We start from the raw sequence: 26,790 nt of genomic DNA, 5'->3' as shown, positions 1-26,790 counted from the left end.
TTCAGAATCCTATTCGATTGAATTATTGTAGTCGTGTGATTACTCGCGTTCCTACATTTCTAATTTATTTACTTTGTTCATCATCATTACCCCGTGTACTAAGGTTGCGCCGCTTTTAATGGCAGCACCAACGTGTACGGCTTCCATCATTTCTTCTTTAGTAATACCACGCTGAAGCCCGTCTTTTGTATACGCATCAATGCAATAGGGGCACATTTCTGTATGCGCAACTGCAAGGGCAATAAGCGATTTCTCGCGAGCGGTGAGTGCGCCTTCTTCAAAAACTTTTCCGTAATAATCAAAAAATTTATCACCAAGCTCTTGGCTCCAATCTGAAATTTTTCCAAATTTTTTAAGGTCAGCAGGATCGTAATAGTTGTTTGAAGCCATAATTGTCGGTTGTATATAGTTACGGAATTTTAGTGTTTTTGGTTGTAGTATTCACGTAAATATAGGCAAGTAGTCTTTCAAAGAAGTTAAAACTTACGAAATTTTAACAGATTAATCAAAGGAATAAACGATGCCGCTAGATAAATTGTATTGTGAGTTTGGTATTCCCACAGCAGGCGTTTTATCGTAAATAAATGTGTATGTAGTTTTGAAGGCGAAGTTTTTAAAAAGATCAATAAGTAGTGAACTTTGGTTGGAAAAACGATAATCGCCAAAGTCTTTTAATCTAGGTTGAAAATAGGTTGTACTGACTATACTTAGTGTTTTTGTAGGGTATAAACTAAAAGATAAATAAGATGTACTTCTAAAATCTCTATGTATAGGGGTGCTGCCATCATTGAGTTCCTCATATTCGTACATAATTTGCGAACCCAAATAAAATTTATATTTTTCAGAAGTTGTCAGTTTAAATCTAGGACCGGTACCCAAAAGTCCTCTAAAATCTATTTTTGAGACTTTGTTGTATTGCGCCTGTGTAAAAACCTCCCAAGCAATGCGTGGATGGAATTTGTAATTGTAACGAAGATGCGATATCCCAGCGTTTTCAAATTTATTACCTTCAATATTTTTTAACTCAATATCATTTTTCAGCAACACTAAATGATTGTTCATTTTATACTGAACTTGCGTACTACTGCTGAGTCCGAAGTAGGCATTTACATCTCGCTTAATTGAAAAATCTAAGCTAGCAGCACCAGAAAATCCTGAAGTATCGGTTACTTTACGAAGGGATTCCGCATTGAGTATTTGAGATTTTACTGTAACGGAATAACCGAAAATTATAAGCGCAATTAGATACTTCATGATACTTTTTAGGATTGTTGAAGGCCTTAAAAATATTAAATTCATTAATAAAAAAGTTATTGATTTTCTAGAAATTGCTTTAAAACGACGGCTTGATTATATTTTTCATCTTTGGCGCCATAGAGTAGAGTGAGCCGCTTACCCTTTGCTTTACTTAGTAGTTCCTTAACTAAACCTGTATTTTCAGCAAGTTCTTTTTTATATTTTTTCGAAAACTCTTCAAAACGTTCTTGCTTATGATTAAACCATTTTCGAAGGTCTGTAGATGGAGCAATCTCTTTCATCCATTCGTCGAGTTTTGCGTCTTCTTTGCTCACTCCTCGCGGCCAAATTCTATCTACTAAAACTCTGAAGCCATCATTTTTTGATGCATCTTCATAAATGCGTTTTATGAGGATTTCCATAATCGTATATTAATATTTGACCACTGACAACTGACCACTAGATTTTAAGATCCCCAATTTGCAATTTCTTCTTCCGACCATAATTCAGGAAAAAACTTACGTTGTTGATATTTTGGGTGTAGGTATTTTTTCCATTCGGAACCTCCGGTTGCGGCTTTATTTTCTCCTTTTCTATCTAGATAATGTTGCGCAGTATCTAAGTGAACCAACGGCCAGGCAACATTATAAAAATGATCAACTTGCTGTAGCTTTTCTTTGAGTTCTTCGGAAGGGTTTTCCATTTGTGCTACGCGTTCTTCCAAGGTTTTTCCTTTAACGCTTATAGCAAGTGCTTTAAAATCTGCTTCATATTTTTCAACAAAAAGCCGTAAGGTGAGACCCATTTTTCCAGTTTTGCGATTTAGTCCGGCATCTTTCCAATAAAGGTTTTCGAAATAATCTTCGAGCGTTGGATTTTCTGGCAGGCGTTCGCGTCCTTTCTCATTAATAAGATTTTGGATACGTGTGCTATAAATTTCTAAAACACGAAACTGCGCGCTCTGAAAGCCACTTGCGGGAGTAAGAGTAGCACGAAAAATGTTGTAATCGTCATAACTCATTCCATCTTTCATAATATCAAAAGAAGTGATAAGCATTCGGGTGTATCTTTTTAGACGATCTAATTTTGTAATCCAAATTTCTTCAGATAGATTTTCACCTTCAGAAAGTTGTTTTATTTCATGAATCATCATTTTTAGAGTAAGCTCTGTAACTTGATGATACATTACGAAGATTTCTTCATCCTTAAAATCTGTACGTGTTTTTTGAAGCGAAAGCAGCGTATCGGTTTGTATATAATCCCAATATGTAATAGGCTTTGCTTGTAAAAGTCCTTTAAGGTAGGTTTCAGGATTCTCGCCTAGATCGAGATATTTTTCTTCAAGCGCCTTTAAAATTTCGTTGTTATCCATTTTGTTTCGTTTGGTAAAAATCTTTTAAAAATAAAGGATATTTTCGGTTTTGCGAAGCATTCCAACTTCAGTTTTAAAGAAAAAGCCCTGTTACAAATTTTGTAACAGGGCTTAAAAAATTTATGTGCGTGCTATTAATAAAAAGTAGCGCGGTTATCTTCAATATCAGCTTTCTTTCTAAGTGCGTTAAATACGGCACTTTGAGATGCTGGAGCTTCTTTAGCGCTCAATTGGTTTGCGTAATTTACGTATGATTCCATTTTAGGAGCTGGATTAAAAGCGGTGGTTTTAATTTTATAAACTCCATTATTTCCATTTATTAAACCTGTAGATTCACCTGGCTTAGTGCCAAAAGCGGCGCCAATTACCTTTGGTTCGTTACTGACTCCAATTACTGGATTTGCCATAGTAACGCTAGTGGCGGTCTGTACAATTATATTTTGGCTTTTTGCAACTTCTTCAATTGAATTACCAGTAATAGATTCGCGTATTTTCTGTGCTTTTTTCTCCTTTAATAGAATAGGTTTAACAGTTGCAGTAGCTTGCTTAACATTCATTAAACCTTTTGGGTTTTTACGAGTAAGCTGCGCAATTACGTAACCTTGTGGCACGCTGAAACGTTTGTAATCTCCTACTTTAGTGTCTTCTTCAAAAGCCCAGTTAACAAGCGTACGGTTATCACCTAATCCAGGAACGTTAGCGTCCATATTTCCTAGATTGTTTACAGGTTTTACTTCAAGGTTTTGTGCTTTTGCTAATGCTGTAAAATCGCCATCCTGTAAAGCAACTTCAAATTTAGATGCTTCAGAAAACACATCGTTAATTGTATTGTCTGATGGCTCAATGGTTTTTACAATCGTTGCAAGCTTTATAGCCTTTTTAGGTTCAGATTGCTTACCTACTTCAACAATATGAAATCCGAAATCAGTTTCTACCAATCCAATAGTTCCTTTAGGGTTATTGAAAATAAACTTGTCGAATGGAGGTACCATTCTTCCAGGGGTTGAGCTTCCTAAATCTCCACCGTTCTGGCTAGAACCATCGTCAGACATTGTGTTTGCAAGGTCAGCAAATTTAGATTTGTCTTTTTTCACAACACCCAAAATACTATCGGCTAATTTTTTAGCTTCTTCCTTAGATCTTGTAATTGTTTCTGGAGCACGATTTGTACCTACGTAGCGAATTAAGATATGCTTAGATTCAGCAGAATCTGGCATTTTTTTAGTTTCCAAAACTTTTGAAAGGTAGAATGTGTTGTCAACTTTAAACGGACCGTAAATATCGCCATCGTTCAAGTTAATTAATGAGTCTGCAACAGTCTGTGGAAGTTCGCTTTTAAACATCCAACGATCTTGGAAAGGCATATCAGAATTAGCATTTACGAATTCTTCGTAATTTTTTGCATTTTTGAAACCAGCAACTGTGTCGTTGCTTTTTGTGTCTTGGTTGAATTCCACTTTGTTATTAAGCAAAGTAGTAACCTGCATTTTGGCATCTGCTATATCTTTTTCTGAAGGTTGTTCAGAAATTAATACATATTGAATGTCTGCTTGTGCTTCAACTTCGTAATCTTTTGGATGCGCAGCAACATATTTCTTTATTTCTTCGTCAGATACTTTAACGTCCTCATCAGCTATTTTGCTGTAAGGAACCATAACGTAATTTAAAGTTAGGTTGTCATTTTGGAAATGATATTCCTGCTCACCTTCGGCAATTGTAGTTCTTAAACCACCTTTAACCATATTATAATAGGTACGCTGAAGTATGCTTTCTGCAGTGCTTTGTTCAAAATCTAACCATTGCTTGTACATTACTGGTGAAGAAGCTTTAATGCTTGCAATGTATTCTTGAATTTTACCATCGTCAACTTGACCAGCTTCGTTAAGAAAAGCAGGATTGTTTGCCAAAGAAGTTTTAAGAGCATCGTCTAATTGTGCTTTTTCAACAGAAAGACCAGCTTTTTCATATTGCTCATCTAAAATTACACGACGAAGTTGTCTTTCCCAAACCATGTTTTGGGCTTGAGTTGAGTTAGAGTTTGGCCCCAAGTTACGTTGGGTTGCTTCCACTTCTTCCATAAAACTTTGGCGAGAAATGTCTGTGCCATTTATGGTAGCAATTGTGTCTTGAACATTTGAGCCGCCGCCTTTTGTTAATATATCACTTAAAATAAAGGCGAAAAGCGCCAATGCAATAATAAGGATAAGGAATATCCCTCTTTTTCTAATACTGTTTAAGATTGCCATTTGATTTCCGTAATTTATATTTCTTCACTTTTAATCTCTCGAATATGAAGGGTTTGGTTGTAAATTCCTTTTATTCCTTGATATTGACCAAAGCTGCGAAGGATGTTTTTTTCAGTTATTTAGGGGGCGAAAATACCATTTTCCGCTCACTAATAAAAAAGTATATTGAAAAAAGTGAGGAATAATTCAAAAACTAATCGTCGGATATGTTTTTTACTTCCACGAGTTCAATTTTAGTACTGGAAACTTCGAGGATTGTGAAGCTATAATCGTTGATTTCAACTGTTTCACCTTGGTCTGGAATTTCTTCGGTGTGGTTTACAATTAAACCGCCCAAAGTTTCATAATTTTCGTTTTCGGTTAAATTGAGATTGTAGTTTTCGTTTATGTAGTCTACTTCCAAACGTGCAGAAAATTTATAATGTCCATCGCCCAGCTCTTCTTCAATTAGTGCAACACTATCGTGTTCGTCTTCAATATCGCCAAATAATTCTTCAATAATATCTTCAACAGTAATAATACCGCTGGTTCCACCGTATTCGTCAATTACAACTGCAATACTTTTTCTTTTTTTGCTTAGGATGCCGAGAACATCTTTTATAAGCATGGTTTCTGGTACAAAAACCACAGGCATTAAAACTTTTTTTATAGTTGCAGGTTTTTTGAAAAGCTCGAAGGAGTGAACATAGCCCAATATATCGTCTATATTTTCTTTATAGATTAATATTTTTGAAAGCCCAGTTTCAGTGAAAATTTTAGCGAGTTCTTTTGGCGTAGTATTAATATCTACTGCGACAACCTCTGTACGCGGAATCATAGCTTCGCGCGATTTTACTTCAGAAAAATCTAATGCGTTTTGGAATATTTGTATTTCCGAGTCCATTTCATCTTTGGTTTCGGCAATATCCATTTGTTCAGAAATATAATTACCAAGTTCCAGTTTGCTGAAAGTAAGTTGCACGGTATCGCCTTCCGACTTAAAAATTAATTTAAGTACTAAATCTGAAATCCAAATTACAAATTCGGAAATGAAAGAAAAGAATACATAAAAGAAATAAGCGGGAACTGCAAAAAACTTTACTAAGCTATTGGCATATATTTGGAAGAAAACTTTTGGCAGAAATTCTGCGGTCATTAAAATTACGAGCGTTGAAATTATGGTTTGCACCAATAAACCGCTAAAACCTGCCAAGGGAATGTAGCGCATTAAAAGATCGCCCATAAAAAAACCATAGATAACCAGCGCAATATTATTACCCACTAACATTGTGGCAATAAATTTTGAGGGGCGTCGGGTTATTTTTTTCAGAATACCGGCTAAAAAGGTATTCTGTTTCTTTTCAATTTCAATGTGGATTTTGTTGGAAGAAACGTATGCAATCTCCATCCCCGAAAAGAAAGCGGAGAGTATGAGCATTATTAGAATAATTATGATGCTGTAATCCAAATTGAATTTTGTTTAAACAGGTAAAAAAATCCCAGCTACTAAAAACAGGGAAGTTGTTTTGTGAAAATTAATCTTTGGAACGATTGTCCATTTTCTTTCTAAAATTTCTTTTGAAGAAAAACATAGAAATTGCAAGAACAACGAAGAATAAAAATAGATATGCTTGATTCGGTTCGGTGTTCCACTTGTTTATCGCTTCATAAGCGAAAAATGCAGCAATTATTAAATATGCGTATTCAAAAAAACGATATACTTTATTTACCATCTTCAATTTTTGTTTTGTCAACTAATTGTACTCCTTGGTTTTTTCTGGATAGAAAGGTAGTGAAATCTTCACTGCTGTCAAACCCAACGGCGCCCTCATTATAAGAGCCATCCTTAAATTTTATCTGATAGGGTTTATCTGTAAAAACCCATTTACTCTTTTGGTCCCAGTAAAGCTGGTTAGCTTTTAAGACCACGCTGTCTGCCGTAACAACTACTACATTATGGCGTAAATCTACCAATCCATTTTCATCAAACTGAATGGCGTAATCTGCGGTTACTGTGCTTCTTTTTCCGTCTTCATTCCAGAATCTGACTTCAATTCCGTTTGGGAATTCTTTATACGGAAACTCTAAATTTGAATAATCTAGTAATTTATTGGCTAGCAGGTTAGTAACTAATTTACCTGAGTCTGTATATTTAAAGTTGATGTTTTTGCCTTCAGCAATGGGTGCGCCATCAGAGAGGCTCAACTTTTTTACATTCTGATAATTGCTTTCACATGCAAAAAGCGTGATGACCAATACCAAGGCCATCACGCTTTTAAACATATTTATTGAGGTGTACATTCTTATAAATTTGGAACTCGAACGCTTCCACCAACCCAACAGTTAAACTTTACAGTTTTACCGGCCATACCTTCTGCGAAGATATCACTTGGTTGTGGTGCGCGGCCTCTGTATGAAGCGGCTGCTGCTCTAGCATTTCCTGCAACGGTACCATCAACACGTGCAGCTTTATCCATCATATCTGCAGCTAACCAGTACATTGCTCTTTTTTCAAAAACTGTTGTTCCACAGCCGTTTGCACTATCTGCGTACATTGCGCCAATTTTGTAATAAGCGATTCCAGCAGATGGCTTTACTTCAAGCATTTTGTTGTAGTAGTTTCTTGCAGTACCGTAGCTTCCTTTCTTACGGAAGTTTTCAGCTATACTGTAATAGATTCTGTATTTTTTTGAATTGTCTTTTTCAAGATCAGCAGCTTGGTTAAAGTATTCCAATGCTTTTGAAGCTTGTCCTTTCGCTTCAGCTTGTTTACCCAATAGGTAAGCAGAAGTTGAACTTGGCTCTAATTCGTGAAGGCGAACAGCTAATTTGCTAGACAATGGAGTTTCACAATCTTTAGCATCAAGTCTGTTACTTGCACCTTTTAACCAATCAACGTTATTTTTGTTTTCTTCAAAGTCTTTTTCGTAAAAAGGCACTAGGTTTTCGCAATCTGCTAATTGACCCAATGTTCCATTTACACTACCTTCAACAGTAGCATAAACTCCCAAGTTGTTTTCGTAAACATCTTTTGCGCGTTGTTCCTTATCGGTCATTGCAGTTCCAGCTTCTTCTTTATCCATTAAAGGAGTAAGTTTTGAAGCAAGGCTGTTCTTTTCAGTATCTATTTTACTAGTTACAACATCGTAAAGATTGAAAATTTCTTGAAGGGTTTTCTCACCATTGTTATAAAGCTCTACTGCTAAAGAGAAGTAAGTATATAAACTCTTTCCGCTGGTGAAATCTTCAGGGTGTTTGTTGAAAGCTTCATCAAAAGCTTTAAACTGCTCTGCTTTTGTACCAACGCTGTAATCGTACTTTATCTGAGCAATTGTTGAAAGTACATCACCTTCCTTAGTTTTTTCAGGAAAATTCTGCAATCTCAAGTTGTGAGCTTCAATAAGGTCTGTTACTTTGCTTTTGTCTCCTTTTTCTTCAACAAAATATTCAAACATTTTCACGCCATATTGATAAATGGCTAGATTGTAGTCTGGACATTCTTTTATTAATTTTTCGTAATACGGAAGTGCAGCCTCATAATTTTTTATTTTGGCAGGTTCTGTAAAGTACGATAACGAAATTGCACAATCATCAGGAGCTTGGGCAAAAGTTGTTCCTGAGAAGGAAAGAAGTGCAATTGAAAATAATAAAATGAATTTTGTTTTCATGGTATTTGAATTATTGGTATTAATCATATAGTCTTTTTTCGAACCAACGGTCATTTAACGAGAAGCTCAAAAATGTATTAAAAAAGTTTTCTTGAATCAAGCCAGAATCTGTGGTTCCGCGTTTTCCGATTTCTAACCCTAAATTTACATTAGAGAATAAACGTCCAACAGGTAGACCAACTCCAAAAGATATGCCAAACTCGTTAATGTCCTGCCCATTTACGTTTAAACCGGTTTGCTCATACCTTGCTCCAGCTCTGTAAACAACTCTCTGAAAGTAGTTTCCGAAAGAATTATAATTTGGAATATAAAAACCACCTACACGATATTTAGAGGCATTTTCATAAGTAACATTATCTATATTGAAAGAACGATTGGTAAAATTACTAGTTTTTTGGTTTGTATACTCTGCACCAAGTGCCCAATGTTTTGGTTTTCCTATGCCTGCACCAATACTAAATTGCGATGGAAACGTAAAATCTGTATTTTCAACATCAATATCTCTTTCATCAACGGTATATATACCCGTTTGTGTAATGGATACTGTGGAGATCTGTCTATAGTTTTCAGAAGTAAAATTGGTGCCAGGAGTAATTGTTACCGATCCAGTTAATTCTAACTCTTCAGTAATCATTTTTTTATACATCGCCCCGAAGTTAAAACTGAAACCTAAAATATCAGACCTATTAAAGGTTTCCGTGGCATACTGCGCTTCAATTTTTTGTGTGGTTGCGGTATTTTCTATTTTTCCGAAATTATAATTGGCATCAACCCCAACACTAAATTCAGGAGTTACTTGGTATCCCAACGAAAGGTAAGCTTTGTTTAAACCGCCGCTACCAGAATATTCTGTTCGGCCACTTCCATCTGGAACGTCAGAATAAAAATCATATCCAACAGACGTATAAGGTATGATACCGAAGCCCATTCCGAATTTTCCCATCGGAATTCCCATAGAAATATAATCTAGAGAAGTTGTTGAAGTATTTTGACTTTCGGTCTCGTTTTTTTGGTTTGAAACTTTGTGACTTGCTCCAACCGAAAAATTAACCAATCGCAAACTCGAGTAAGAAGCTGGGTTTTGCAGGTTAATATGAATACTATCTGAAAAAATACCTAGCCCCCCCATCGACCTGTTTTCTACAGTTCCTCGGAATTTCAAGGTCCCGATTCCATAATAAGAGTATGGAGATGTGGTGCCTTCTTGGGCCACTGCTACACTTGCAACAAGTATAAATAAGCCGACTACTATTTTTCTAAACATCAATGATTGTTAAATTCTAAAATGTGGTTCAAGCCCTCCAATAAAAAATTTGAGTTGGCAAAGATGTCATTTTTTATACTATCTCGCAAAAAATGTGTGTCTCCTCCTGTTAAAATAACTGTTAAATTCCTAAATTTTCTTTTGTAAGCTTCAATATATCCATCAATTTCAAATAACACGCCGTTCACTACCCCAGAATGTATGGAGTCTGTCGTGTTATTTCCAATTAATATTTGGGTGTTATCTGCCTCCAATAACGGTAATTTTGCCGTGAACGTATGTAACGCTTTATAACGAGTAGAAATTCCTGGCGAAATAGCTCCACCCAAATATTCGTTATTTGTATTTATAAAATCGTAAGTAATACAAGTTCCGGCATCGATCACTAAAACGTTCTCTTCTTTATATTGATGGGTTGCTGCACTAACCAAGGCAATACGATCAATTCCCAGGGTTTTTGGGGTGCCATAACAATTTGTGAAAGGCACTTTAGTTTCGTGATTTAAAATTAAAACACTGTAAAGTTGCTGCAATTTTGAAAGTTGGTGTTCAGAAAGATTAGAAACTGAAGACACAATGCAATTTGAAATAGTAGGGAAACTCTCATAAATTTCTACAAGGGTGATTAAAAAGTCTGTCTTAACACAGGTTTTTTTATGTTTAAGTGTTTTAGAATCAAACACTCCGAGCTTTACCAGCGTATTTCCGACATCAATTACAAGATTCATTTTTTTGAATAAGGCAGTAAAAATACAATTCTCTAACGAGGTAATTGTTAAGACACTATAAAATTGAGTCGAAATATATTATTTATTTTTTTAAATAATGTTTTGCGAAAACGAAAATAGCTTTATATTTGCCGTCTCAATAATGGTGCCTTAGCTCAGTTGGTAGAGCAATGGACTGAAAATCCATGTGTCCCTAGTTCGATTCTTGGAGGCACCACTTAAAAACCCGAAACATTTGTTTCGGGTTTTTTGTTTTAAGTAGTATGTCTGAATCCGCGAGGCTAATGGATTGAATCTGCAAAACGAATAACTTTAAGTCGTTACTTTATAAGGTTTCCGAGAGTGTGAAAAAACCAAATTCTTTTAATATACGTATTTGAAAGCATGATAAATTGCGACGAATTCTTCAAGTGAAACCAAGCCATCAATCGTGAAAAGAACGTCTCCGCTGTAATTCGAATTTCCAGAATAAACCTTTCCATCCTTTATATTCATCAATACATCTCCAGAATATTTTGAATTTCCCTCATAAACTTTACCGTTTTCAATGTTCATTAAAACATCTCCGGAGTAACTTGAATTGCCTTTATAGATCTTTTTTTTTGAAATAGTATATAGTATATCGCCTGAATAGCTTGAATTTTGGTTGTATATTTTATTCTCTACTATTCTGCAAATTATATCTCCAGTATAGTTTGAGTTCTTTTTATAAACTTTACCATCTTTAATATTGCAAAAAACATCTCCGCTATAACTTGAATTCCCAGAATATATTTTTACTTGTGATATTGAAAGGTTGCTATTAAAGAGAAATATGAATAGTAGTAAATATTTCATATTAGTATCATTTTGTCAAAAGGAATAACTGTCTCAAAGCCTTTATTTTTGAAATAATCCATTGCCAAATCATTTCCAGTCACCAGAACAAAATCGCCACCCCAAGCTCCCAAACTCTTTATTGTTCCCGGATAATCACTAAAAAGTTGCTGTTTAATTGTGGGTAGTTTTACTATTTCTGAAATAATTTGCTCGTGTGCATTGATTAATCTTTCGAAGTCTGAAAGTGAATAACAAACCAATAATTTGTTGCTGATATCTGAGATTCTTTGAATTGTTTTTTCGTCAACCGTTGATTTTCTGTAATGCGCAATCCCTTTTTTACTGTCTTGTTTATTGTTTAAGTGAACAAAAAACAATTTATCAGTAAAATCCCACGAAAGGTGAATTTGTTTAAATTCTGGCCTTCCGTTCTTCAATTTATAAAGAATTGGAGAATTATTTTGTGCTGCGGCAATGTCGTATCCACTCCCTCCGAAGCTGGTTTTTAAAAGTTCAAATGCGTTTACATTTGCCCATTGAGCAATATTATTAATTAAAGTAGAAGAGGTGCCCAAACCCCAGTTTCGTGGGAAATCTAATTTGGTAGAAATCGAAATTCCTTTGGAATCTGTAAGAAATAAAGGATTTAAAATCCTTGCCTGTTTAAGAATTTCTGATAACGTTTTTGAAGTACTATTTTCAGGTTTTGAATATTTAAAGTCGCTTAGGTCAAAAATATCTTCAAACCAAATAGCACCTTTTTCATCATAACTTTTCCAGTGAATCCCCTCTTTTTCTGAAACCTGAACGTCTAAAGATTGCCCATATTTTGTAGGAATAGCCAAAGCCGTTGCGCCGTCAAGCACTACGTATTCGCATGTAAGCAATAATTTTCCGTTGCTGTGAAAAGTTTTGGACAATAATTTAAGTTTTGAAATTCATTTCAAAAAGGGGGATTCTGATTTGATACGCGTTGTAGCCTCTTCGAGGGTGCTAAACTTACCTTCAGTATAATCTTTTAAACCTCGTTCAATACCAAGTTTTTCTTCTTCTGAAAGCTCTGGATGCAAATTTTCTTTTGAAATCTTCTTAAAATTATATAGCTCCTCAATGACTGTTTCATCTGTTAAATGAACCAACCACTCTATTAAATCCAATTTTTTTGTCTTTACGTCCATGCTTATAAAATTACGACATTTTTTCAATTTACATTTTAACTCATCAATCTCTCAACTTTTTCAAAAGATCAACAACCGAACTATGAGAAACTGCATTCTCCTTAAAATATTCCAAGGCTACATTTTTTTCATCTTGCGAAGCATCTAGCTGATTTAGAATATTCATTAAATGCATTTTCATATGCCCTTTTTGAATACCTGTTGTAACTAAAGATCGAACTGCGCCAAAGTTTTGTGCAAGTCCGGCTACAGCCAGAATTTTCATTAATTCTTTAGCATTGGGTTTTTGAAGTATTTCAAAAGCGAGTTTTGTTAACGGATGCAGCGATGTTAAACCGCCCACGGTGCCCACTGCCAAAGGCAATTCAATCCAAAAGGTGAAAACATCATCTTCAACTTTAGCGTGTGTAAGACTTCCGTAATAGCTGTTTCTTGCAGCATATGCGTGCACGCCAGCTTCAACGGCGCGAAAATCATTTCCAGTGGCTAAAACTACTGCGTCTACACCGTTCATAATCCCTTTGTTGTGGGTTACAGCGCGGCGCGTTTCTGTTTTGGCAATTTCAATTGCACGGACAAATTTTTCGGCAAATTGCTTTCCGTCGTGTTGTTTCGTGGTTAGTTCTTCCACTTTACAGCTTACTTCAGCACGCACCAAACATTCGGGAACGTAGTTAGAAAGTATACTCATTACTACCTCTGGGTAGTTATTCTTTTTTTGAAAAGGTTCATGATTTTTTGCTTCCTCTAAAAAAGTATGTGCCATTTCTTCCAAACAACTATTGATAAAATTAGCACCCATTGCATCCAGCGTTTCAAAAGTTGCGTGGATGTAGAAGTAACCATCTAAAATATGCGATTTGTCAACTAGCGAAAGCTCTAAAAGTCCGCCGCCACGCGCTTTCATGTTTTTTTCAATAGATTGAATGCTGTCGCGAAGTTTTGGTTTTACTTCATCAAAGAAGTTTTCAATATCTTTTTCGTCTCCGAAGAAATTTAAATGTATTTGGCCGTTTTTTTCGGTGGAAATCACTTCAGCTTTAAATCCGCCGCGTTCCAACCAAAACTTAGCTGAATTACTTGCAGCGGCAACCACAGAACTTTCTTCGGTAACCATTGGCAAAGCGTATAGCTTTTCATTGATTAAAAAGTTAGGGGCAATACCAAAAGGCAAGTAGTAATTAGAAAGTGTGTTTTCAATAAAATCGTCGTGAAGTTGCTGTAACGACGGGTCGTCATTCCAGTAATTTTTTAAAGTTTGAATGGAAGTTGGGTTGTTTTGCAGATAATTTTCTGCAATCCAATCAATTTTTTCGGCTTTGGTTTTCTTTGAAAATCCAGAAACAGGTTGCGTCATTTACTTAAATATCATTTAGCTGCAAAGATAGTGTTTCGGTGTAGTTTCTTCAGAACCATTTAAAAAAGAAAAGGTTTTTTAGAACAATAAGTCGTTCTTAAAAACCTTTTCCATTCAACTTAAAACAAAAAGCAAGGGTGTTTTAAGCTTCTTTTTTCTGAGCGTCTTTTGTTGGGGTTGGTTTGATTCTGAATTTTTTCCGTTTCGGCCTTAATTTTCCATGAGAGCCAATATTTATTTTTCCGCGTTTTGTTTTCTTATCTCCTTTTCCCATCCTAATTCGTTTATAATGAATGGGTAAGTTAATCATTCAAAAATTATAAAGCGGCTAAAACAGTATTAAAGTATGGCTAAAACTATCTAATTGATTTTAAAAATGAAGAAATGCCTGCCAATCCTTTTGCCGAAAGCATTTTTATAAAAGCGCTGCCAATAATGGCACCATTTGTATGTTTTGTGGCTTGTTGAAAAGATTTTGAATCGCTTATTCCGAAACCAACTATTAGTGGATTTTTAAGTTGAAGTGATGCAATTCTTTGAAAATACCTTTCCTGTTCTTTTCCAAAACCTGCTGAACTCCCGGTAACGTTGGCGCTGCTCACCATATAAATAAATCCATTTGAAGCAGCATCAATCTTGCGAATGCGCGCATCGGAAGTTTGCGGGGTGATTAAGAAAATATTAATCAAACCGTATTTTTCGAAGATTTCGGCATAATGTTCTTCATATTCCGCCAATGGAAGATCTGGAAGAATCAATCCGTCAATTCCAACTTCTTTACATTTTTCACAGAAATTTTCGACCCCAAACTGTAATATAGGATTGAAATAACCCATAATAATTAACGGAATGGAAACTGATTTCCGAATGTCTTTTAACTGTTGAAAAAGTAATTCAGTGGTCATTCCATTTTCCAACGCATTTTGCGAACTCGCTTGAATAGTGGGGCCATCAGCAAGCGGATCGCTGAAAGGCAAACCAATTTCCACCATATCAACCCCGTTTTTTTCCAATTGCTGAAGTATTTCTACCGTGTTTTCACGCTTTGGATAACCTGCGGTAAAATATATAGAGAGCAGTTTTTTATTTTCTGAAAGTTTATTTTGAATTCTATTCATAGCTAAAGATTAGACCTCAAAGGTCTCAAAGACCTTTGAGGTCTGGTTTATAAATTAAAGTGTTTAATATAGGTGTCCAAATCTTTATCGCCGCGACCACTTAAATTCACAACTACCACATCGTCTTTTTTAAATTTTCGATTTTCAAAAATTGCGAGTGCATGGCTGGTTTCTATAGCGGGAATAATGCCTTCCAGTTTACAAAGTTCTAAACCGGCTTGCATTGCTTCATCATCGGTAATTGAAATAAACTCACCTCTTCCGCTAACAAATAGATTGGCGTGCATAGGGCCAACCCCGGGATAATCCAGCCCTGCGGAAATTGAGTAAGGTTCAGTTATTTGCCCGTCGGGAGTTTGCATTAAAAGCGTTTTACTTCCGTGAATAATTCCAATTTTGCCCAAAGCCGAAGTTGCCGCACTTTCGCCACTATCTATGCCTTTTCCAGCAGCTTCTACAGCTATAATTCCAACTTCTGGCTTGTCTAAATAATGATAAAATGCGCCAGCCGCATTGCTGCCACCGCCTACACAGGCCACCACAAAATCAGGGTTTTCGCGACCTTCTTTTTCGCTAAGCTGACTTTTTATTTCTTCAGAAACCACACTTTGAAAACGAGCAACCATATCGGGGTAGGGATGTGGACCAACCACGCTACCTATAATATAATGTGTATCCAAAGGATTATTTATCCAATCGCGAATGGCTTCATTTGTGGCATCTTTTAAGGTTTTACTGCCGCTTATTGCTGGAACCACTTTTGCGCCAAGCATTTTCATTCTAGCCACATTTGGAGCTTGACGTTTTATATCAATTTCGCCCATAAAAACGATGCATTCCAAACCCATCAAAGCGCAAACGGTTGCTGTTGCAACACCGTGCTGCCCTGCGCCAGTTTCGGCAATGATTCGGGTTTTTCCCAATCGTTTTGCCATCAATATCTGGCCAATGGTATTGTTTACTTTGTGCGCCCCTGTGTGACAAAGATCTTCGCGTTTTAAATATATTTTAGTGTTGTATTTCTCCGAAAGTCTTTTCGCAAAATAAAGCGGAGTTGGGCGGCCAACATAATCTTTCAGCAACTCGCGGAATTCTTTCTGAAAAGATTCTTCTGCCATAACTTTTAGATAATTCTGTCGAAGCTCCTCTACATTTGGGTAGAGCATTTCGGGAATGTACGCGCCACCAAAGTCGCCGTAATATCCTTTTTCGTTTACGTTATAATTCATTTTTGAATTTTTTTAAAGTGTCAATATTTTTCATTCCCGGCTCAATTTCAAACTTGCTATTTACGTCTATCGCATGGATTGGCAAATCTGTTTTTAGCAGCTCTTTTAAGGAGTCAATTTCTTCCAAACCAATGCCGCCACTTAAAATGAAAGGTTTTTTCAGCGAGTAATTTTTCAGAATTTCCCAATTGAAAGTGTAACCATTTCCGCCTTTTTCTTTTCCTTTTGTATCAAATAGAAAAGCATCCACTTTATTTTCAAAAATTGAGAGCTGGCTGAAATCAAAATCATCGTCCATGCTAAAAGCTTTCCACACTAAAACGTTAGGGTAATACAGCACAAGACAGGCCTGCAAATCGAGTACATATTCATTGCTTTCATTGCCGTGAAGTTGAATTACATCGAGTGAATGCTTTATTGACAATGCAATTACTTTTGAAATATCTTCGTCCACAAAAACACCAACCTTTTTAATTCCGGCTGGAAGCTGAGGAATTTCTTCGCTATCAAAATACCTCGGACTTTTTTCATAAAAGATGAAACCTAGATAATCTGGCTGAAGTGCTGCAACTTCAGATATATTGTGTTTCATTCCGCAGATTTTCAGCAATGTTTTCATCTCAAATTTTTTATAAATTGTTTTGCTGTTTCGCCCGGGTTTTCGGTTTTCATGAAATTTTCACCAATTAAAAATCCTTCATAACCGTAAGTTTTCAATTCCTGAATAGTTGCAATATCGCTGATTCCGCTTTCGGAAATCTTTACAAAATCGGCTGGTATTTCTTTCGAAAGCTTTTTGCTGATATCAATATTTACTTTGAAATTTTTCAGATTTCTATTATTTACACCAATCATATCTACGTTCGGCAAAAGTGATTTTTGAAGTTCTTCTAAATCGTGAACTTCCAGCAAAACATCGAGTTTTAACCTTTTTGCCAAATGCGAAAGTTGCTTGAGTTCTTCCGCAGAAAGACAAGCAGCAATCAGTAATATGGCATCTGCGCCGTAGGCTTTTGCTTCGTAAATTTGATACGGGTCTACTATAAATTCTTTCCGAAGAATAGGAATGGAAACCGACTTTTCAGCCAACAAAAGATCATCTAGCGAACCGCCAAAAAAATTGGAATCCGTTAAAACCGAAATCCCACTAGCTCCGGCTTTTTCGTAACCCGAAACTACTTCGTGTAGCAAAACATTATCATTTATTACAGATTTACTGGGCGACCGACGTTTGTGTTCGGCAATAATTCCAGTGTTTGAAATGCGTAATGCGGCTGCCAACGACTTGGTTTCCTTTGAAAACAACGGAAACTTTTCAAGCAATCGCACAGGAATTGCGTCTTTTTTTGCGGCAACTTCTTTGCGTTTGTAATCGGTTATCTTATCTAAAATTGTCATTTCGTATTTCGTAATTTATTTTGTCCGGTCGAGTGCAGTCGAGACCTTTCTAGTTCTCGACTGCGCTCGAATAGACATTTATTTATTTATTGATAAGTCCTGCAATTTCTTCAATGAATTTAATGCTTTTTTGGATTGTAAAGATTCCTTTGCTTTTTCAAAACCTTGCATAATTGTGCAATTTTCAACTACTGAAATAGCCATTCCAGCATTTGCACAAACTACATTGTTTTGTGCTTCAGTGCCTTTTCCGTTTAAAATACTCAGAAAAATTTCGGCAGATTCCTTTACGGTTTCACCGCCAAATATTTCAGATTCTTCAATCTGTTTCACTCCGAAATCTTCTGCGTTTAAAATATATTCCGACGCTTTTGAAATTACTTTTGTGTTGCCTGTTAATGAAATTTCATCATAGCCATCCATCGCGTGCAGTACAGCATAATTCTTTTCGCTTTTTTGATAGAGATAGCCGTACATTCTTGCCAATTCTAAATCGAAAACTCCCACTAATTGGTTTTTCGGAAATGCTGGATTTACCATCGGTCCAAGCATATTGAAGAATGTTTTAACACCCAAATCTCTTCTAATTGGTCCCACATTTTTCATTGCGGGATGGAATAGGGGAGCGTGTAAAATGCAAATTCCAGCTTCGTCCAAGCTGCGTTTTAAAAAAGCCTCTTCGTTACTAAACTTTATGCCCAAAGCCTCCATCACATTACTACTTCCGCTAATAGAGGAAACGCCGTAATTGCCGTGTTTGGTAACTTTTACGCCTGCTCCAGCCGTAACGAAAGATGCTAAAGTTGAGATATTAAAAGTGTTTTTACCATCGCCGCCAGTCCCACATAAATCAATGGTGTTGTATTCGTCAACATTAACCGCTAAACACAGGTCTAGCAGTGCATCACGAAAACCTTCCAACTCTTGCAAACTTACATTTCGCATCATATAAACCGTCAAAAAAGCTGCAATTTGGCTTTGGTTGTATTTCCCTTCGGAAATATTTACCAAAACTGTTCGAGCTTCGTCTTTGGTTAGTTGTTCGTGATTTATTAATCTGTTTAAAATATGTTTCATTTTTTCTCTCGCAAAGACGCAAAGGCGCCAAGTTTTCTTATTTTACTGAACATTAATTCCCCCTTTGGGGACTAGGGGGCCTCCACCCAATTTTTAATAATCTGTTTCCCCATAGGCGTAAGAACACTTTCGGGATGAAATTGTACCCCGCAAACATCGTAATCTTTATGGCGTAGTGACATAATTTGGCCATTTTCATCTACGGAAGTAATCTCCAAAACTTCTGGAAATCCTTCTTTCGAAACCACCCAACTGTGATAGCGACCTATTTCAATTTCTTTTTCAAGTCCTTTAAAAAGTGGTTCGGCATCCGAAATAATCGTTGCTTTTGTGGCAACACCGTGAAAAACCTGACTTAAATTTTCAAGTTTTCCACCAAAAACTTCGCCAATTGCTTGTTGTCCCAAACACACCCCAAAAATAGGTTTTGAAGCTGCGTAACGTTTAATCACTTCTTTCAATAAACCTGCTTCATCGGGAATTCCTGGGCCCGGCGATAGGAGGATTTTGTCGTAATCTTCGGCTTCTTCCAAATAAAATTTATCGTTTCGTCTTACGGTTACCTCGCAATCCAATTCCTCTAAATAGTGAACTAGATTGTACACAAAACTGTCGTAATTATCTATTACTAATATTTTCATATTTATATGGTTTCAGCTAATTCCAGCGCCTTTGTAAGTGCGCCCAATTTGTTATAAACTTCTTGTAATTCGTTATCTTCATTGCTTTCCGAAACTACTCCGGCACCAGCTTGATAATGAAGCGTATGATTTTTACTCACGAAGGAGCGAATAATAATGGCGTGGTTAAAATTGCCGCTAAAATCCATAAAACCGATAGCGCCACCGTAAAATTCGCGACTTCTATTTTCATATTTTTCGAGCAATTGCAAGGCTTTGTGTTTTGGGGCGCCACTTAAAGTACCTGCTGGAAATGTGTCTGCAACAATCTGCATGGTAGAAGTAGACGGATTTTTTGTTGCTGTAACTTTGCTCACCAAATGAATTACGTGCGAGAAAAACTGAACTTCTCGATACGTTTCTACTTTCACATTTGTTCCGTGACGGCTTAAATCGTTTCGAGCCAAATCTACAAGCATTACGTGTTCGCTGTTTTCTTTTTTGTCTTCCGAAAGTTTTTTGGCTAACTCGGCATCTTGTTCGTCATTTCCGGTGCGTTTAAATGTTCCCGCGATTGGATGGATTTCGGCACGGCTTCCTTTTACAATTAATTGTGCTTCGGGAGAACTTCCGAAGATTTTGAAATTTCCATAATCAAAATAGAAAAGATAGGGCGATGGATTTACACTTCGCAAGGCTCTATAAACGTTGAATTCATCTCCGGTAAATTTCTGCGAAAAACGCTTGCTTGGCACAATTTGAAACACATCGCCGCGCTGGCAGTGTTCCTTGCATTTTCGAACCAAAGCTTTAAAATCTTCGTCGTTTAAATTTGTTGTTCGATCGCCATCTCTTTTAAAAGAATATTCTGCAAAACTCTTAGATTTTAAAATCTGCTCAATCTGCGGAATGTTGTTCTCGTTTTCGTAACAGTGCGCAAAAATGTAAGCTTCATTGTTGAAATGATTTATTGCAATTATATTTTGATAAACGGCATAATACAAATCTGGCATTCCAAGGTTTTCTTCTTTTTTTTGAAGATCAATATCTTCAAAATATCGCACCGCATCAAAAGCCATATAACCGAAAAGACCGTTGTTTATAAATTTGAAATTATTTTCTTCCGATGAAAAAGAAGATGCAAATTCATCTAAAATTTTCGGGACGTTCGTGCTCTCCGTAATTGCTGTTTCAACAATTTTTCCATCAGGAAACTGCTGCAAAATAGTTTCATTTTCAACTTTTATGGAAGCTATTGGGTTAAAACATATGTAGCTGAAACTGTTGTCGTTGGCGTGATAGTCACTGCTTTCTAGCAATAAGCTATTTGGAAATTTATCACGAAACCGTAGGTATACAGAAACAGGCGTAAGTGTATCTGCCAACAGTTTTTTTGAATATGTTTTTAAATTGTATTTCATTCTATTTCTTAAAATTATGCATAAAAAAAAGGCTTGTCGTGATTGACAAGCCTTTTCGTATATAGTTTATACCATAGGTGTTTATCTCACGACGTTTTCCGTAAGTTTTTCCACCACCAAGTATTTGTTGTAAATGTGTTCATAGTTTGAAGGTTCAAATATAAAAAGGTTTTTTTTGAAAAATCATAATATGATAATAATTTTTAAATTTTTATTGCGCCTCATTTCGATTCCTTATTTTTACAGAAAAATTTACGATATGGCAGATTTAACACAACAACAGTGGACTGAACAACTTGAAAAAGATGAGAAGGGAGTAATTATAGATGTTCGCACAGACGCCGAATTTGAGGAAGGTTACATTCCGGGTGCAATGCAAATTGATATTTTTAATGGTGCTGAATTTCTCGATCGAGCAAAAAAATTAGACCCAGAAAAGAACTACTACGTATACTGTCGTTCTGGTGGTAGAAGTGGGCAAGCTTGTATGTTACTGAATTCTGTGGGAGTAAAAAACGCTTATAACCTTAAAGGCGGAATAATGGAATGGAAAGGCGAGATTAATAATTAAATTCATTTTAGTATGCAAAGAATAGTTTTCGTTTTTGGATTGACAATGCTTCTTTTTTTTACAGCTTGTAAAGAAAATAGTACCGCTCAAGAAATTAGAGTAATATCTCCAAAAGAGGTTTACGACGCAGTTAGTAATAGTAAAAATCTTCAATTGATAGACGTGCGTACGCAAGATGAATACGGCGAAGACCATCTTGGAAATGCCCAGAATATCTGTGTAACTGACGATGACTTTAAAGAAAAAGTAGCCAAACTAGATAAAGAAGAACCTGTGTATTTGTACTGTAGAAGCGGCAAAAGAAGCGCGCGAGCGGCACAAATTATGAAAGAAATGGGTTTCAAAGAAATCTACGATATGGAAGGTGGTTTTCTTAATTGGGACAGTCAGGGACTTCAAAAGAAGAACTAAATATTTTTGAAGCTTCTTTCCTAATTTCTTTAACGCATCCCTGTTTTTTCAGTTAAACTAGCGCTAAAGTGCGGTTTCAAAAAATCTTGTAAACCATGTTTTGTCTATCTTCAGTAGAGATAGAGCGAATTATGGATACTAAGGATAAAATTTTACAAATGCGAATGCGAAACCTAGTTGGCGTTAGTTGCCAGTTTAAAATTCGCCCGCATAAGGATTTTAAAGAATTCCATAAATCGCTGTTGCTATTCTATTTTAATGCGGTAGACGTCGATATTAATTATGAGGCAAAACTTATTTCTATTTGGAATTCTAAGCCTTTAACTACAAATCCAGTTAGGCTTTATGATTTAAATAATGCAATTTCAGATACGGTTGGTTATTCAGATTTGGAAGAAACACTAAACGGTTGTTTGGAAAGCGGCCATCTTCAAAATAGCGTTTACATAAAATTTCTTTCTGAATACGGAGACTATCTTGATAATGACGACGATTTTTTAAGTGCTTAGATTAATTCCCAATAAATTTAAATCCTGCCGAGATAAGACTGTAGTTTAAACCGCTATCACGTTTGTAATAATCGTACTTAACATCTATACTTTTTAACCCAAAGCTGAATAATTTAAACTTTGTGAATATATCTGTATAGCCTATTCCGAACCCGTATTGGTTAGCAGAGAATTCAGAAAGGTCGTAATCTGCGGTGTAAAAATCATCTGTAGAAAGCGCCATTTCGTAGGGATAAAAATAATCTGCTGCAGTTTGATTATAATAACGATAACTTGGATACAACGTAAATTTATCTGAGATTTTTATAGGAACTTCAACACTTGCCGTGTGCGAATTTATTCCCCAATCATCAAAATAATAGCGATAGTAGGTGCGAAGGACAAACATTTCATTTATATAATAATTTAACCTTCCCCCGATAGCCGTTTTAAAACGTGTGTCTGGCAAACGTTCAATATCATCAGCTAACTGAAAATTTTCTGCGAAGCGATCGGGAAGATCACTAAAATACACCCTTTGGAATGGAGTGGAAAGCAAGCCTTGCTGTTGAACCAAATCTAACGAGAGAGAGCCTTGAAGGCTTTTTGAAAGTATTTGTGAAAACCCAAAACCAACTGAATACGAATTTCGGTTTTTCTTATCTAATTCATTAAAAGTGGAAGATCCGCGCAGTTCTATTGGGTACAATAATTTCCAAGTATCTAAATATACATTTGCGTGAACGCTTAATTCAGTGTTCTTTTCATTAAAAAGCCTGGTGTAACTTCCGCCAACACCCAGAGAGAAATAATCGTACTCCGATGAAACAGAAACCTTGGCGCTTACTATATTATTTCGGTCATCACTACTATGTGTGTAGCTGAAATTTGCACCCGCCCAAAGATCACTCGCCGAGGCGCCCGAAGATGCTACATAAGGGTCAGCAGGGCTATCACTATCAAAAGGATCTACATTACTTGAAGATGCTGACGTATAAGCCGAAACGCCAGCGTCGATCGTTAAAACGTCATCTGCATTTAAAGGGATTGCAACAACTATTGTGGGCGTGAAATCTGTTAGTTTTTCTGTTCCAATACCTCCACTTACGGCGGCATTGTCGCCATCTTGGCTATAATAACTTGTAAGAAAATCTACTTCGGTGGCTTCAAGTACGCGTTTTTTATAGGTAGAAGTAGAATCCTGCGCAAATACTGTTGCTGAAAACAGTATGATAAATGTGCTAATTAAGAATTTCATAAAATGTTTTAATTACAGCCGCATCCGCCACCAGTTTTTCCTCCGTTAGCGCCAGAAGCCGCTTCGCGATAAGCCTGTGCATTAACCTCAAACCGATCAACAGCTTTATCGCCCAAAACCATATCTGGGTCGTTAAGTTTTACTTTTTCGTATTCCTTTACAACCGTACAGGAACTTAAAGAACCCAAAATTATAATACTGAAAAGGATTATTGTTTTTTTCATAGTTATTTATAATGCCACTGAAAACTGTGACTGTTTACTTTTTAAGCGTTTCTATTTCAATATTCTTTGAAGTGAAAATGTCGCCATTTTCATCTATTACAATACATTCTATTTTTGGTAATTGATTTATAAAATCGATTCCAACATCTTTTCCCATTACAAAAATTGAAGTTGCCAAAGCATCGGCTATTTCGGCTTTAGGAGCAAATACGGTAGCGCTGATAATTCCGGTGGCGGGATACCCAGTTCGGGGATCAATAATGTGTGTGTAGCGAATTCCATTAAATGAAACGTATTTTTCGTAATTGCCCGAGGTAACCACAGCATTATCTTTTAAAGGTAATAACGCAAAAGCTTTGTCTTTGTTCATCGGGTTGGTGATGGCTACTTTCCAAAACTCTCCATTGGGTTGTTTTCCCCAGGTATTCATATCGCCTGCAGCGTTTATTATTCCTGCACTAACGCCTTTTTCCATTAAAAGTTTTTTGGCTTTATCGGCCGCATATCCTTTTCCGATGGCGCCGAAACCTATTTTCATACCTTCTAATTTCAGAAAAACAGTAAAGTTTTCAGGGTCGAGTATTATATTTTGAAATCCAACTTTTGCCACAGATTGCGCTATAGCTTCTTCCGAAGGCATCTCGGTCATGCTGCCGTCGAACTTCCAGATTTTATCCATCGACGCAAAACTAATATCGAAAGCGCCGTCTGTTAATTTTGAAATCTCAACAGAACGACCAATCAAATTATAAAGTTCTTCGTCAACCTTTACTTGTTTTATGCCTGCGTTTCTGTTAATTTCTGAGGTTTGCGAGGCTGGATCCCAAGAAGAAATTAGTTTTTCTATTCGTGTTATTTCACCAACGGCTAGATCAATATAATTATTAGCCGCTACGGAATCGTTGGCAACTACTGTAATTTCAAAACGGCTGCCCATTAATTTTAGGGTGCGTTTATAAATATCTTGTGCAAATATTGAATTCACACTAAGCAGTGCGATTGCGATTAAGATTGTGTTTTTCAAACTATTTTATAAACGATTCAAGTTTTTCTATATATGCGGTAGGTTGCGTTTTTTCATAACCCGCTTCTCCCAGCACATTGCCTTCTTTGTCAAGAACTACTACGAAAGGGAAATAGCCTTGTTGGTTATACTTCTCGGCAAGTTGATTGTTTTTTTGCTGTTGTTCGTCGGGAAGGGTATTTATTTTTTTTCGCGGAAAATCAGCTTGCAACATTACAAAATGATCTTTTGCGTATTCTTTAAAGGTATCAGTATTCCAAATTTCACGATCTAATTTTATACAAGGTGCACACCAATCGCTACCTTGAAAAACCAAGATAATTGGGCGATTTTCTTTAGAAGAAATTTGTTTTGCAGTTTCAAAATCGGTTTGCCATTCTTGGGCTGTTAGTGTTATGGAGAAGAGAATACTAACGAATAATAAAATTATGGTCTTCATTGGAATATTTAATATAGATTAAAACGCTAGGGTTTCAATTTTAGTGCCGAAGGTTGATAAAAGTGTTTGAAGGAAACTTTTTTAGGTTTTTATTATTTTTTTTGAAACAGTGCGTTCATCCTCAGAAAAAATCAAAACAGTATAAACTCCATTTTGGAATTTGCTTAAATCATATTCTATTTCAAGACAATTATTACCGTATAGTTTAGATGCTACAAGTTGGCCCAAAAGATTATAGATTTCCAATTTTTGGATTGGGTTTTTACTTTTTATTTTCACATTACCATTGGATGGGTTTGGATATATCTGAATATCATTTTCGGCAAATAAATCTTGTACTTCTAAAATTTCATTTTCTAGACGGCATACTATTGCATTTCTATATTCATCGTTCGCATCTGTGGTGACGCCAAAAGCTAAAACTTTATTATCTGTTTGCAATACTAAATCGGTAATATAATTTGTCTCTGAACCGCCAAAATCGGTTACAAAAATTCCATTATCTCCAAAATCTGAATAGATACTTCCGTTACTATTCAACTTAATTACGAAAAAAAACGAATGTACAATCGGAAATGGAGAAGAAGCTCCACCGCCCAATATTATTTTTCCATCTCGTTGAACGGCGATACTTCTAAGACGGTCATTGGCATCTAAATAAGTATCCATAACTACTTTTCCTCCTTGGCCGAAGGTTTGGTCCAGTGTGCCGTCATTATTGAATTTTGCAACTGCTGGTTTAATTCCACCAAAGCCTCCAGTTCCACCGTGATACTGGTAATTTCCACCGAGAATTATTTTATCTTCCAAAACAGCAATATCAGCTACTTCTCCCAAGTTCGATCCAGGTCCGAAAGTAGTAATCACCGTGCCGTTGTTTCCAAATGAAGTGTCCAAAGTTCCATTTTCGTAGAACCGAGTTATTACAGGATGATAGTCATCGCCATTATTATAGGAAGGGCCTCCAACAAGAATTCTGTCTTCCGCATCTATTTTAATTGCGAAACAAAGATCAAAACGATAATTGGTAACATCTGTAATTTGGATGCCATTATCTCCGAATGTTGTATCTAAAGATCCATCTGTATTTCGCCTTGAAAAACTATACATATTATTATAGCCATCAAAGTATTGACTTTGAACAATTATTTTACCCGTGGATTGTTGCGCAATTCTATAACCGCTACCAATACCTTGAATTCCGTCAATTCCGAATGTTGGGTCAAAAGTGCCATTTTGGGTTATCATAATTAATTTTGACTCATCCTCTATTGTACCCATTATTAAAATTTTTCCATCGAATTGTAATAGCATTGAAAAGAAATAGGATTTCTCAAGATTATTATTTGGAAAATATAAACTTCCATTATTTCCAAAACTGTCATCAATTTCTCCATTATGGGTTAACTTATAAATGTAAAACCCACGATTATATGTAGCCCCATTTTGTCTAAATTCGCTATTTACCGCTAAAATTATTGAATTGTCCTCCAAAAGAAGTAAGTCCAAGGCCCTTGCACCTTTGTCTGTATAAGCAAATCTTGTAGTTCCTTGGTCGCCAAAATCTAAATCCAATACTCCTTCTTGTGCAAAAGAAAATTGAAAGCTTAGAAGTACAAATAAACCCAATATTGATTTTGTGTTGATTTTTAACATTATTCGGAT

At 36.1% G+C, this 26,790-nt stretch carries 31 protein-coding genes and 1 tRNA gene; 4 read left to right on the top strand and 28 right to left on the bottom strand.

The features are described 5' to 3' along the window. Positions 1-51: 51 nt before the first annotated feature. The 11 genes from AC3RVG_RS13845 to AC3RVG_RS13795 all read right to left on the bottom strand — a co-directional run bounded on the left by AC3RVG_RS13845 (position 52) and on the right by AC3RVG_RS13795 (position 10,493). Positions 52-390, bottom strand: a complete 339-nt coding sequence (locus AC3RVG_RS13845) for an arsenosugar biosynthesis-associated peroxidase-like protein (RefSeq protein ID WP_489692067.1) — start codon at positions 388-390, stop codon at positions 52-54. Positions 391-501: 111 nt separating this feature from the next. After that, the gene (locus AC3RVG_RS13840) at positions 502-1,254 is read right to left on the bottom strand and encodes a DUF481 domain-containing protein (protein WP_489692066.1); all 753 of its coding nucleotides are present in this window, start codon (positions 1,252-1,254) and stop codon (positions 502-504) included. Positions 1,255-1,310: 56 nt separating this feature from the next. Then, a complete protein-coding gene (locus tag AC3RVG_RS13835; protein WP_489692065.1) occupies positions 1,311-1,658 on the bottom strand; it encodes a DUF488 domain-containing protein in 348 nt (115 codons plus the stop codon). Positions 1,659-1,702: 44 nt separating this feature from the next. Beyond that, positions 1,703-2,608: a tryptophan 2,3-dioxygenase family protein gene (locus AC3RVG_RS13830; protein WP_489692064.1), complete on the bottom strand. Its 906-nt coding sequence runs from the start codon at positions 2,606-2,608 to the stop codon at positions 1,703-1,705. Positions 2,609-2,742: 134 nt separating this feature from the next. After that, a complete protein-coding gene (locus AC3RVG_RS13825; RefSeq protein WP_489692063.1) occupies positions 2,743-4,854 on the bottom strand; it encodes a SurA N-terminal domain-containing protein in 2,112 nt (703 codons plus the stop codon). Between the two features lie 193 nt (positions 4,855-5,047). After that, positions 5,048-6,301, bottom strand: coding sequence for a hemolysin family protein (locus AC3RVG_RS13820; protein WP_489692062.1), 1,254 nt, complete (start codon positions 6,299-6,301; stop codon positions 5,048-5,050). Positions 6,302-6,368: 67 nt separating this feature from the next. Next, positions 6,369-6,566: a hypothetical protein gene (locus tag AC3RVG_RS13815; protein WP_489692061.1), complete on the bottom strand. Its 198-nt coding sequence runs from the start codon at positions 6,564-6,566 to the stop codon at positions 6,369-6,371. Then, the gene (gene lptC, locus AC3RVG_RS13810) at positions 6,556-7,134 is read right to left on the bottom strand and encodes an LPS export ABC transporter periplasmic protein LptC (protein WP_489692060.1); all 579 of its coding nucleotides are present in this window, start codon (positions 7,132-7,134) and stop codon (positions 6,556-6,558) included. The genes AC3RVG_RS13815 and lptC overlap by 11 nt, the downstream gene beginning before the upstream one ends. Before the next feature lie 2 nt (positions 7,135-7,136). Continuing rightward, positions 7,137-8,501 carry a tetratricopeptide repeat protein gene (locus tag AC3RVG_RS13805; RefSeq protein WP_489692059.1) on the bottom strand — a complete coding sequence of 455 codons (1,365 nt, stop codon included), beginning with the start codon at positions 8,499-8,501 and terminating at the stop codon, positions 7,137-7,139. Positions 8,502-8,520: 19 nt separating this feature from the next. Further along, entirely contained in the window at positions 8,521-9,765 is a 1,245-nt protein-coding gene (bamG, locus tag AC3RVG_RS13800) for a BamG family beta-barrel-assembly machinery protein (RefSeq protein ID WP_489692058.1), read from the bottom strand. Then, positions 9,765-10,493 carry a type III pantothenate kinase gene (locus AC3RVG_RS13795; RefSeq protein WP_489692057.1) on the bottom strand — a complete coding sequence of 243 codons (729 nt, stop codon included), beginning with the start codon at positions 10,491-10,493 and terminating at the stop codon, positions 9,765-9,767. The genes bamG and AC3RVG_RS13795 overlap by 1 nt, the downstream gene beginning before the upstream one ends. 144 nt (positions 10,494-10,637) lie before the next feature. Between AC3RVG_RS13795 and AC3RVG_RS13790 the strand changes: the two genes are divergently transcribed. After that, positions 10,638-10,710, top strand: a tRNA-Phe gene (locus AC3RVG_RS13790). A gap of 146 nt (positions 10,711-10,856) precedes the next feature. Here AC3RVG_RS13790 and AC3RVG_RS13785 read toward each other — a convergent pair. The 12 genes from AC3RVG_RS13785 to AC3RVG_RS13730 form a co-directional block, all read right to left on the bottom strand. Beyond that, the gene (locus tag AC3RVG_RS13785) at positions 10,857-11,330 is read right to left on the bottom strand and encodes a hypothetical protein (RefSeq protein WP_489692056.1); all 474 of its coding nucleotides are present in this window, start codon (positions 11,328-11,330) and stop codon (positions 10,857-10,859) included. Beyond that, a complete protein-coding gene (locus AC3RVG_RS13780; protein WP_489692055.1) occupies positions 11,327-12,232 on the bottom strand; it encodes a GYDIA family GHMP kinase in 906 nt (301 codons plus the stop codon). Before AC3RVG_RS13780 ends, AC3RVG_RS13785 begins: the two co-directional genes overlap by 4 nt. An 18-nt stretch (positions 12,233-12,250) precedes the next feature. Next, complete coding sequence (locus AC3RVG_RS13775; RefSeq protein ID WP_489692054.1) at positions 12,251-12,490, bottom strand: hypothetical protein; 240 nt, start codon at positions 12,488-12,490, stop codon at positions 12,251-12,253. Between the two features lie 43 nt (positions 12,491-12,533). Then, positions 12,534-13,847, bottom strand: coding sequence for a hydroxymethylglutaryl-CoA reductase, degradative (locus AC3RVG_RS13770; protein WP_489692053.1), 1,314 nt, complete (start codon positions 13,845-13,847; stop codon positions 12,534-12,536). A gap of 142 nt (positions 13,848-13,989) precedes the next feature. Continuing rightward, positions 13,990-14,121 (bottom strand): 30S ribosomal protein THX, encoded by a 132-nt coding sequence (locus tag AC3RVG_RS13765; protein WP_489692052.1) that lies wholly within the window; start codon positions 14,119-14,121, stop codon positions 13,990-13,992. A gap of 82 nt (positions 14,122-14,203) precedes the next feature. Beyond that, a complete protein-coding gene (gene trpA, locus AC3RVG_RS13760) occupies positions 14,204-14,965 on the bottom strand; it encodes a tryptophan synthase subunit alpha (protein WP_489692051.1) in 762 nt (253 codons plus the stop codon). Between the two features lie 47 nt (positions 14,966-15,012). Then, positions 15,013-16,194, bottom strand: a complete 1,182-nt coding sequence (gene trpB, locus AC3RVG_RS13755; protein WP_489692050.1) for a tryptophan synthase subunit beta — start codon at positions 16,192-16,194, stop codon at positions 15,013-15,015. Then, the gene (locus AC3RVG_RS13750) at positions 16,184-16,786 is read right to left on the bottom strand and encodes a phosphoribosylanthranilate isomerase (RefSeq protein ID WP_489692049.1); all 603 of its coding nucleotides are present in this window, start codon (positions 16,784-16,786) and stop codon (positions 16,184-16,186) included. Before AC3RVG_RS13750 ends, trpB begins: the two co-directional genes overlap by 11 nt. Positions 16,787-16,809: 23 nt before the next feature. Next, positions 16,810-17,592 carry an indole-3-glycerol phosphate synthase TrpC gene (gene trpC, locus AC3RVG_RS13745; protein WP_489692048.1) on the bottom strand — a complete coding sequence of 261 codons (783 nt, stop codon included), beginning with the start codon at positions 17,590-17,592 and terminating at the stop codon, positions 16,810-16,812. A 78-nt stretch (positions 17,593-17,670) separates the two neighbouring features. After that, positions 17,671-18,669, bottom strand: a complete 999-nt coding sequence (gene trpD / locus AC3RVG_RS13740; protein WP_489692047.1) for an anthranilate phosphoribosyltransferase — start codon at positions 18,667-18,669, stop codon at positions 17,671-17,673. 71 nt (positions 18,670-18,740) lie between these two features. Further along, positions 18,741-19,310: an anthranilate synthase component II gene (locus AC3RVG_RS13735; RefSeq protein WP_489692046.1), complete on the bottom strand. Its 570-nt coding sequence runs from the start codon at positions 19,308-19,310 to the stop codon at positions 18,741-18,743. Positions 19,311-19,312: 2 nt separating this feature from the next. Then, entirely contained in the window at positions 19,313-20,710 is a 1,398-nt protein-coding gene (locus tag AC3RVG_RS13730; RefSeq protein ID WP_489692045.1) for an anthranilate synthase component I family protein, read from the bottom strand. A 259-nt stretch (positions 20,711-20,969) separates the two neighbouring features. Between AC3RVG_RS13730 and AC3RVG_RS13725 the strand changes: the two genes are divergently transcribed. From AC3RVG_RS13725 to AC3RVG_RS13715, 3 genes are all read left to right on the top strand, one after another. After that, a complete protein-coding gene (locus AC3RVG_RS13725; protein WP_489692044.1) occupies positions 20,970-21,281 on the top strand; it encodes a rhodanese-like domain-containing protein in 312 nt (103 codons plus the stop codon). Between the two features lie 12 nt (positions 21,282-21,293). Then, the gene (locus tag AC3RVG_RS13720; RefSeq protein ID WP_489692043.1) at positions 21,294-21,692 is read left to right on the top strand and encodes a rhodanese-like domain-containing protein; all 399 of its coding nucleotides are present in this window, start codon (positions 21,294-21,296) and stop codon (positions 21,690-21,692) included. 95 nt (positions 21,693-21,787) lie between these two features. After that, positions 21,788-22,201, top strand: coding sequence for a hypothetical protein (locus AC3RVG_RS13715; protein WP_489692042.1), 414 nt, complete (start codon positions 21,788-21,790; stop codon positions 22,199-22,201). Between the two features lies 1 nt (position 22,202). On the opposite strand, the gene AC3RVG_RS13710 is transcribed toward AC3RVG_RS13715, so the two are convergent. From AC3RVG_RS13710 to AC3RVG_RS13690, 5 genes are all read right to left on the bottom strand, one after another. Further along, positions 22,203-23,438: a DUF3570 domain-containing protein gene (locus AC3RVG_RS13710; protein WP_489692041.1), complete on the bottom strand. Its 1,236-nt coding sequence runs from the start codon at positions 23,436-23,438 to the stop codon at positions 22,203-22,205. A gap of 8 nt (positions 23,439-23,446) precedes the next feature. Beyond that, positions 23,447-23,662, bottom strand: coding sequence for a DUF4266 domain-containing protein (locus AC3RVG_RS13705; protein WP_489692040.1), 216 nt, complete (start codon positions 23,660-23,662; stop codon positions 23,447-23,449). A gap of 34 nt (positions 23,663-23,696) precedes the next feature. After that, entirely contained in the window at positions 23,697-24,686 is a 990-nt protein-coding gene (locus tag AC3RVG_RS13700; RefSeq protein ID WP_489692039.1) for an FAD:protein FMN transferase, read from the bottom strand. Position 24,687: 1 nt separating this feature from the next. Further along, complete coding sequence (locus AC3RVG_RS13695; RefSeq protein WP_489692038.1) at positions 24,688-25,125, bottom strand: thioredoxin family protein; 438 nt, start codon at positions 25,123-25,125, stop codon at positions 24,688-24,690. An 81-nt stretch (positions 25,126-25,206) separates the two neighbouring features. After that, a complete protein-coding gene (locus AC3RVG_RS13690; RefSeq protein ID WP_489692037.1) occupies positions 25,207-26,781 on the bottom strand; it encodes a T9SS type A sorting domain-containing protein in 1,575 nt (524 codons plus the stop codon). Positions 26,782-26,790: the final 9 nt, after the last annotated feature.

The organism is Aequorivita sp. IT1282 (genome assembly GCF_058068205.1).
Note: the sequence above shows the minus strand (reverse complement) of the source record. Positions and strands in the feature narration are given on the sequence as shown.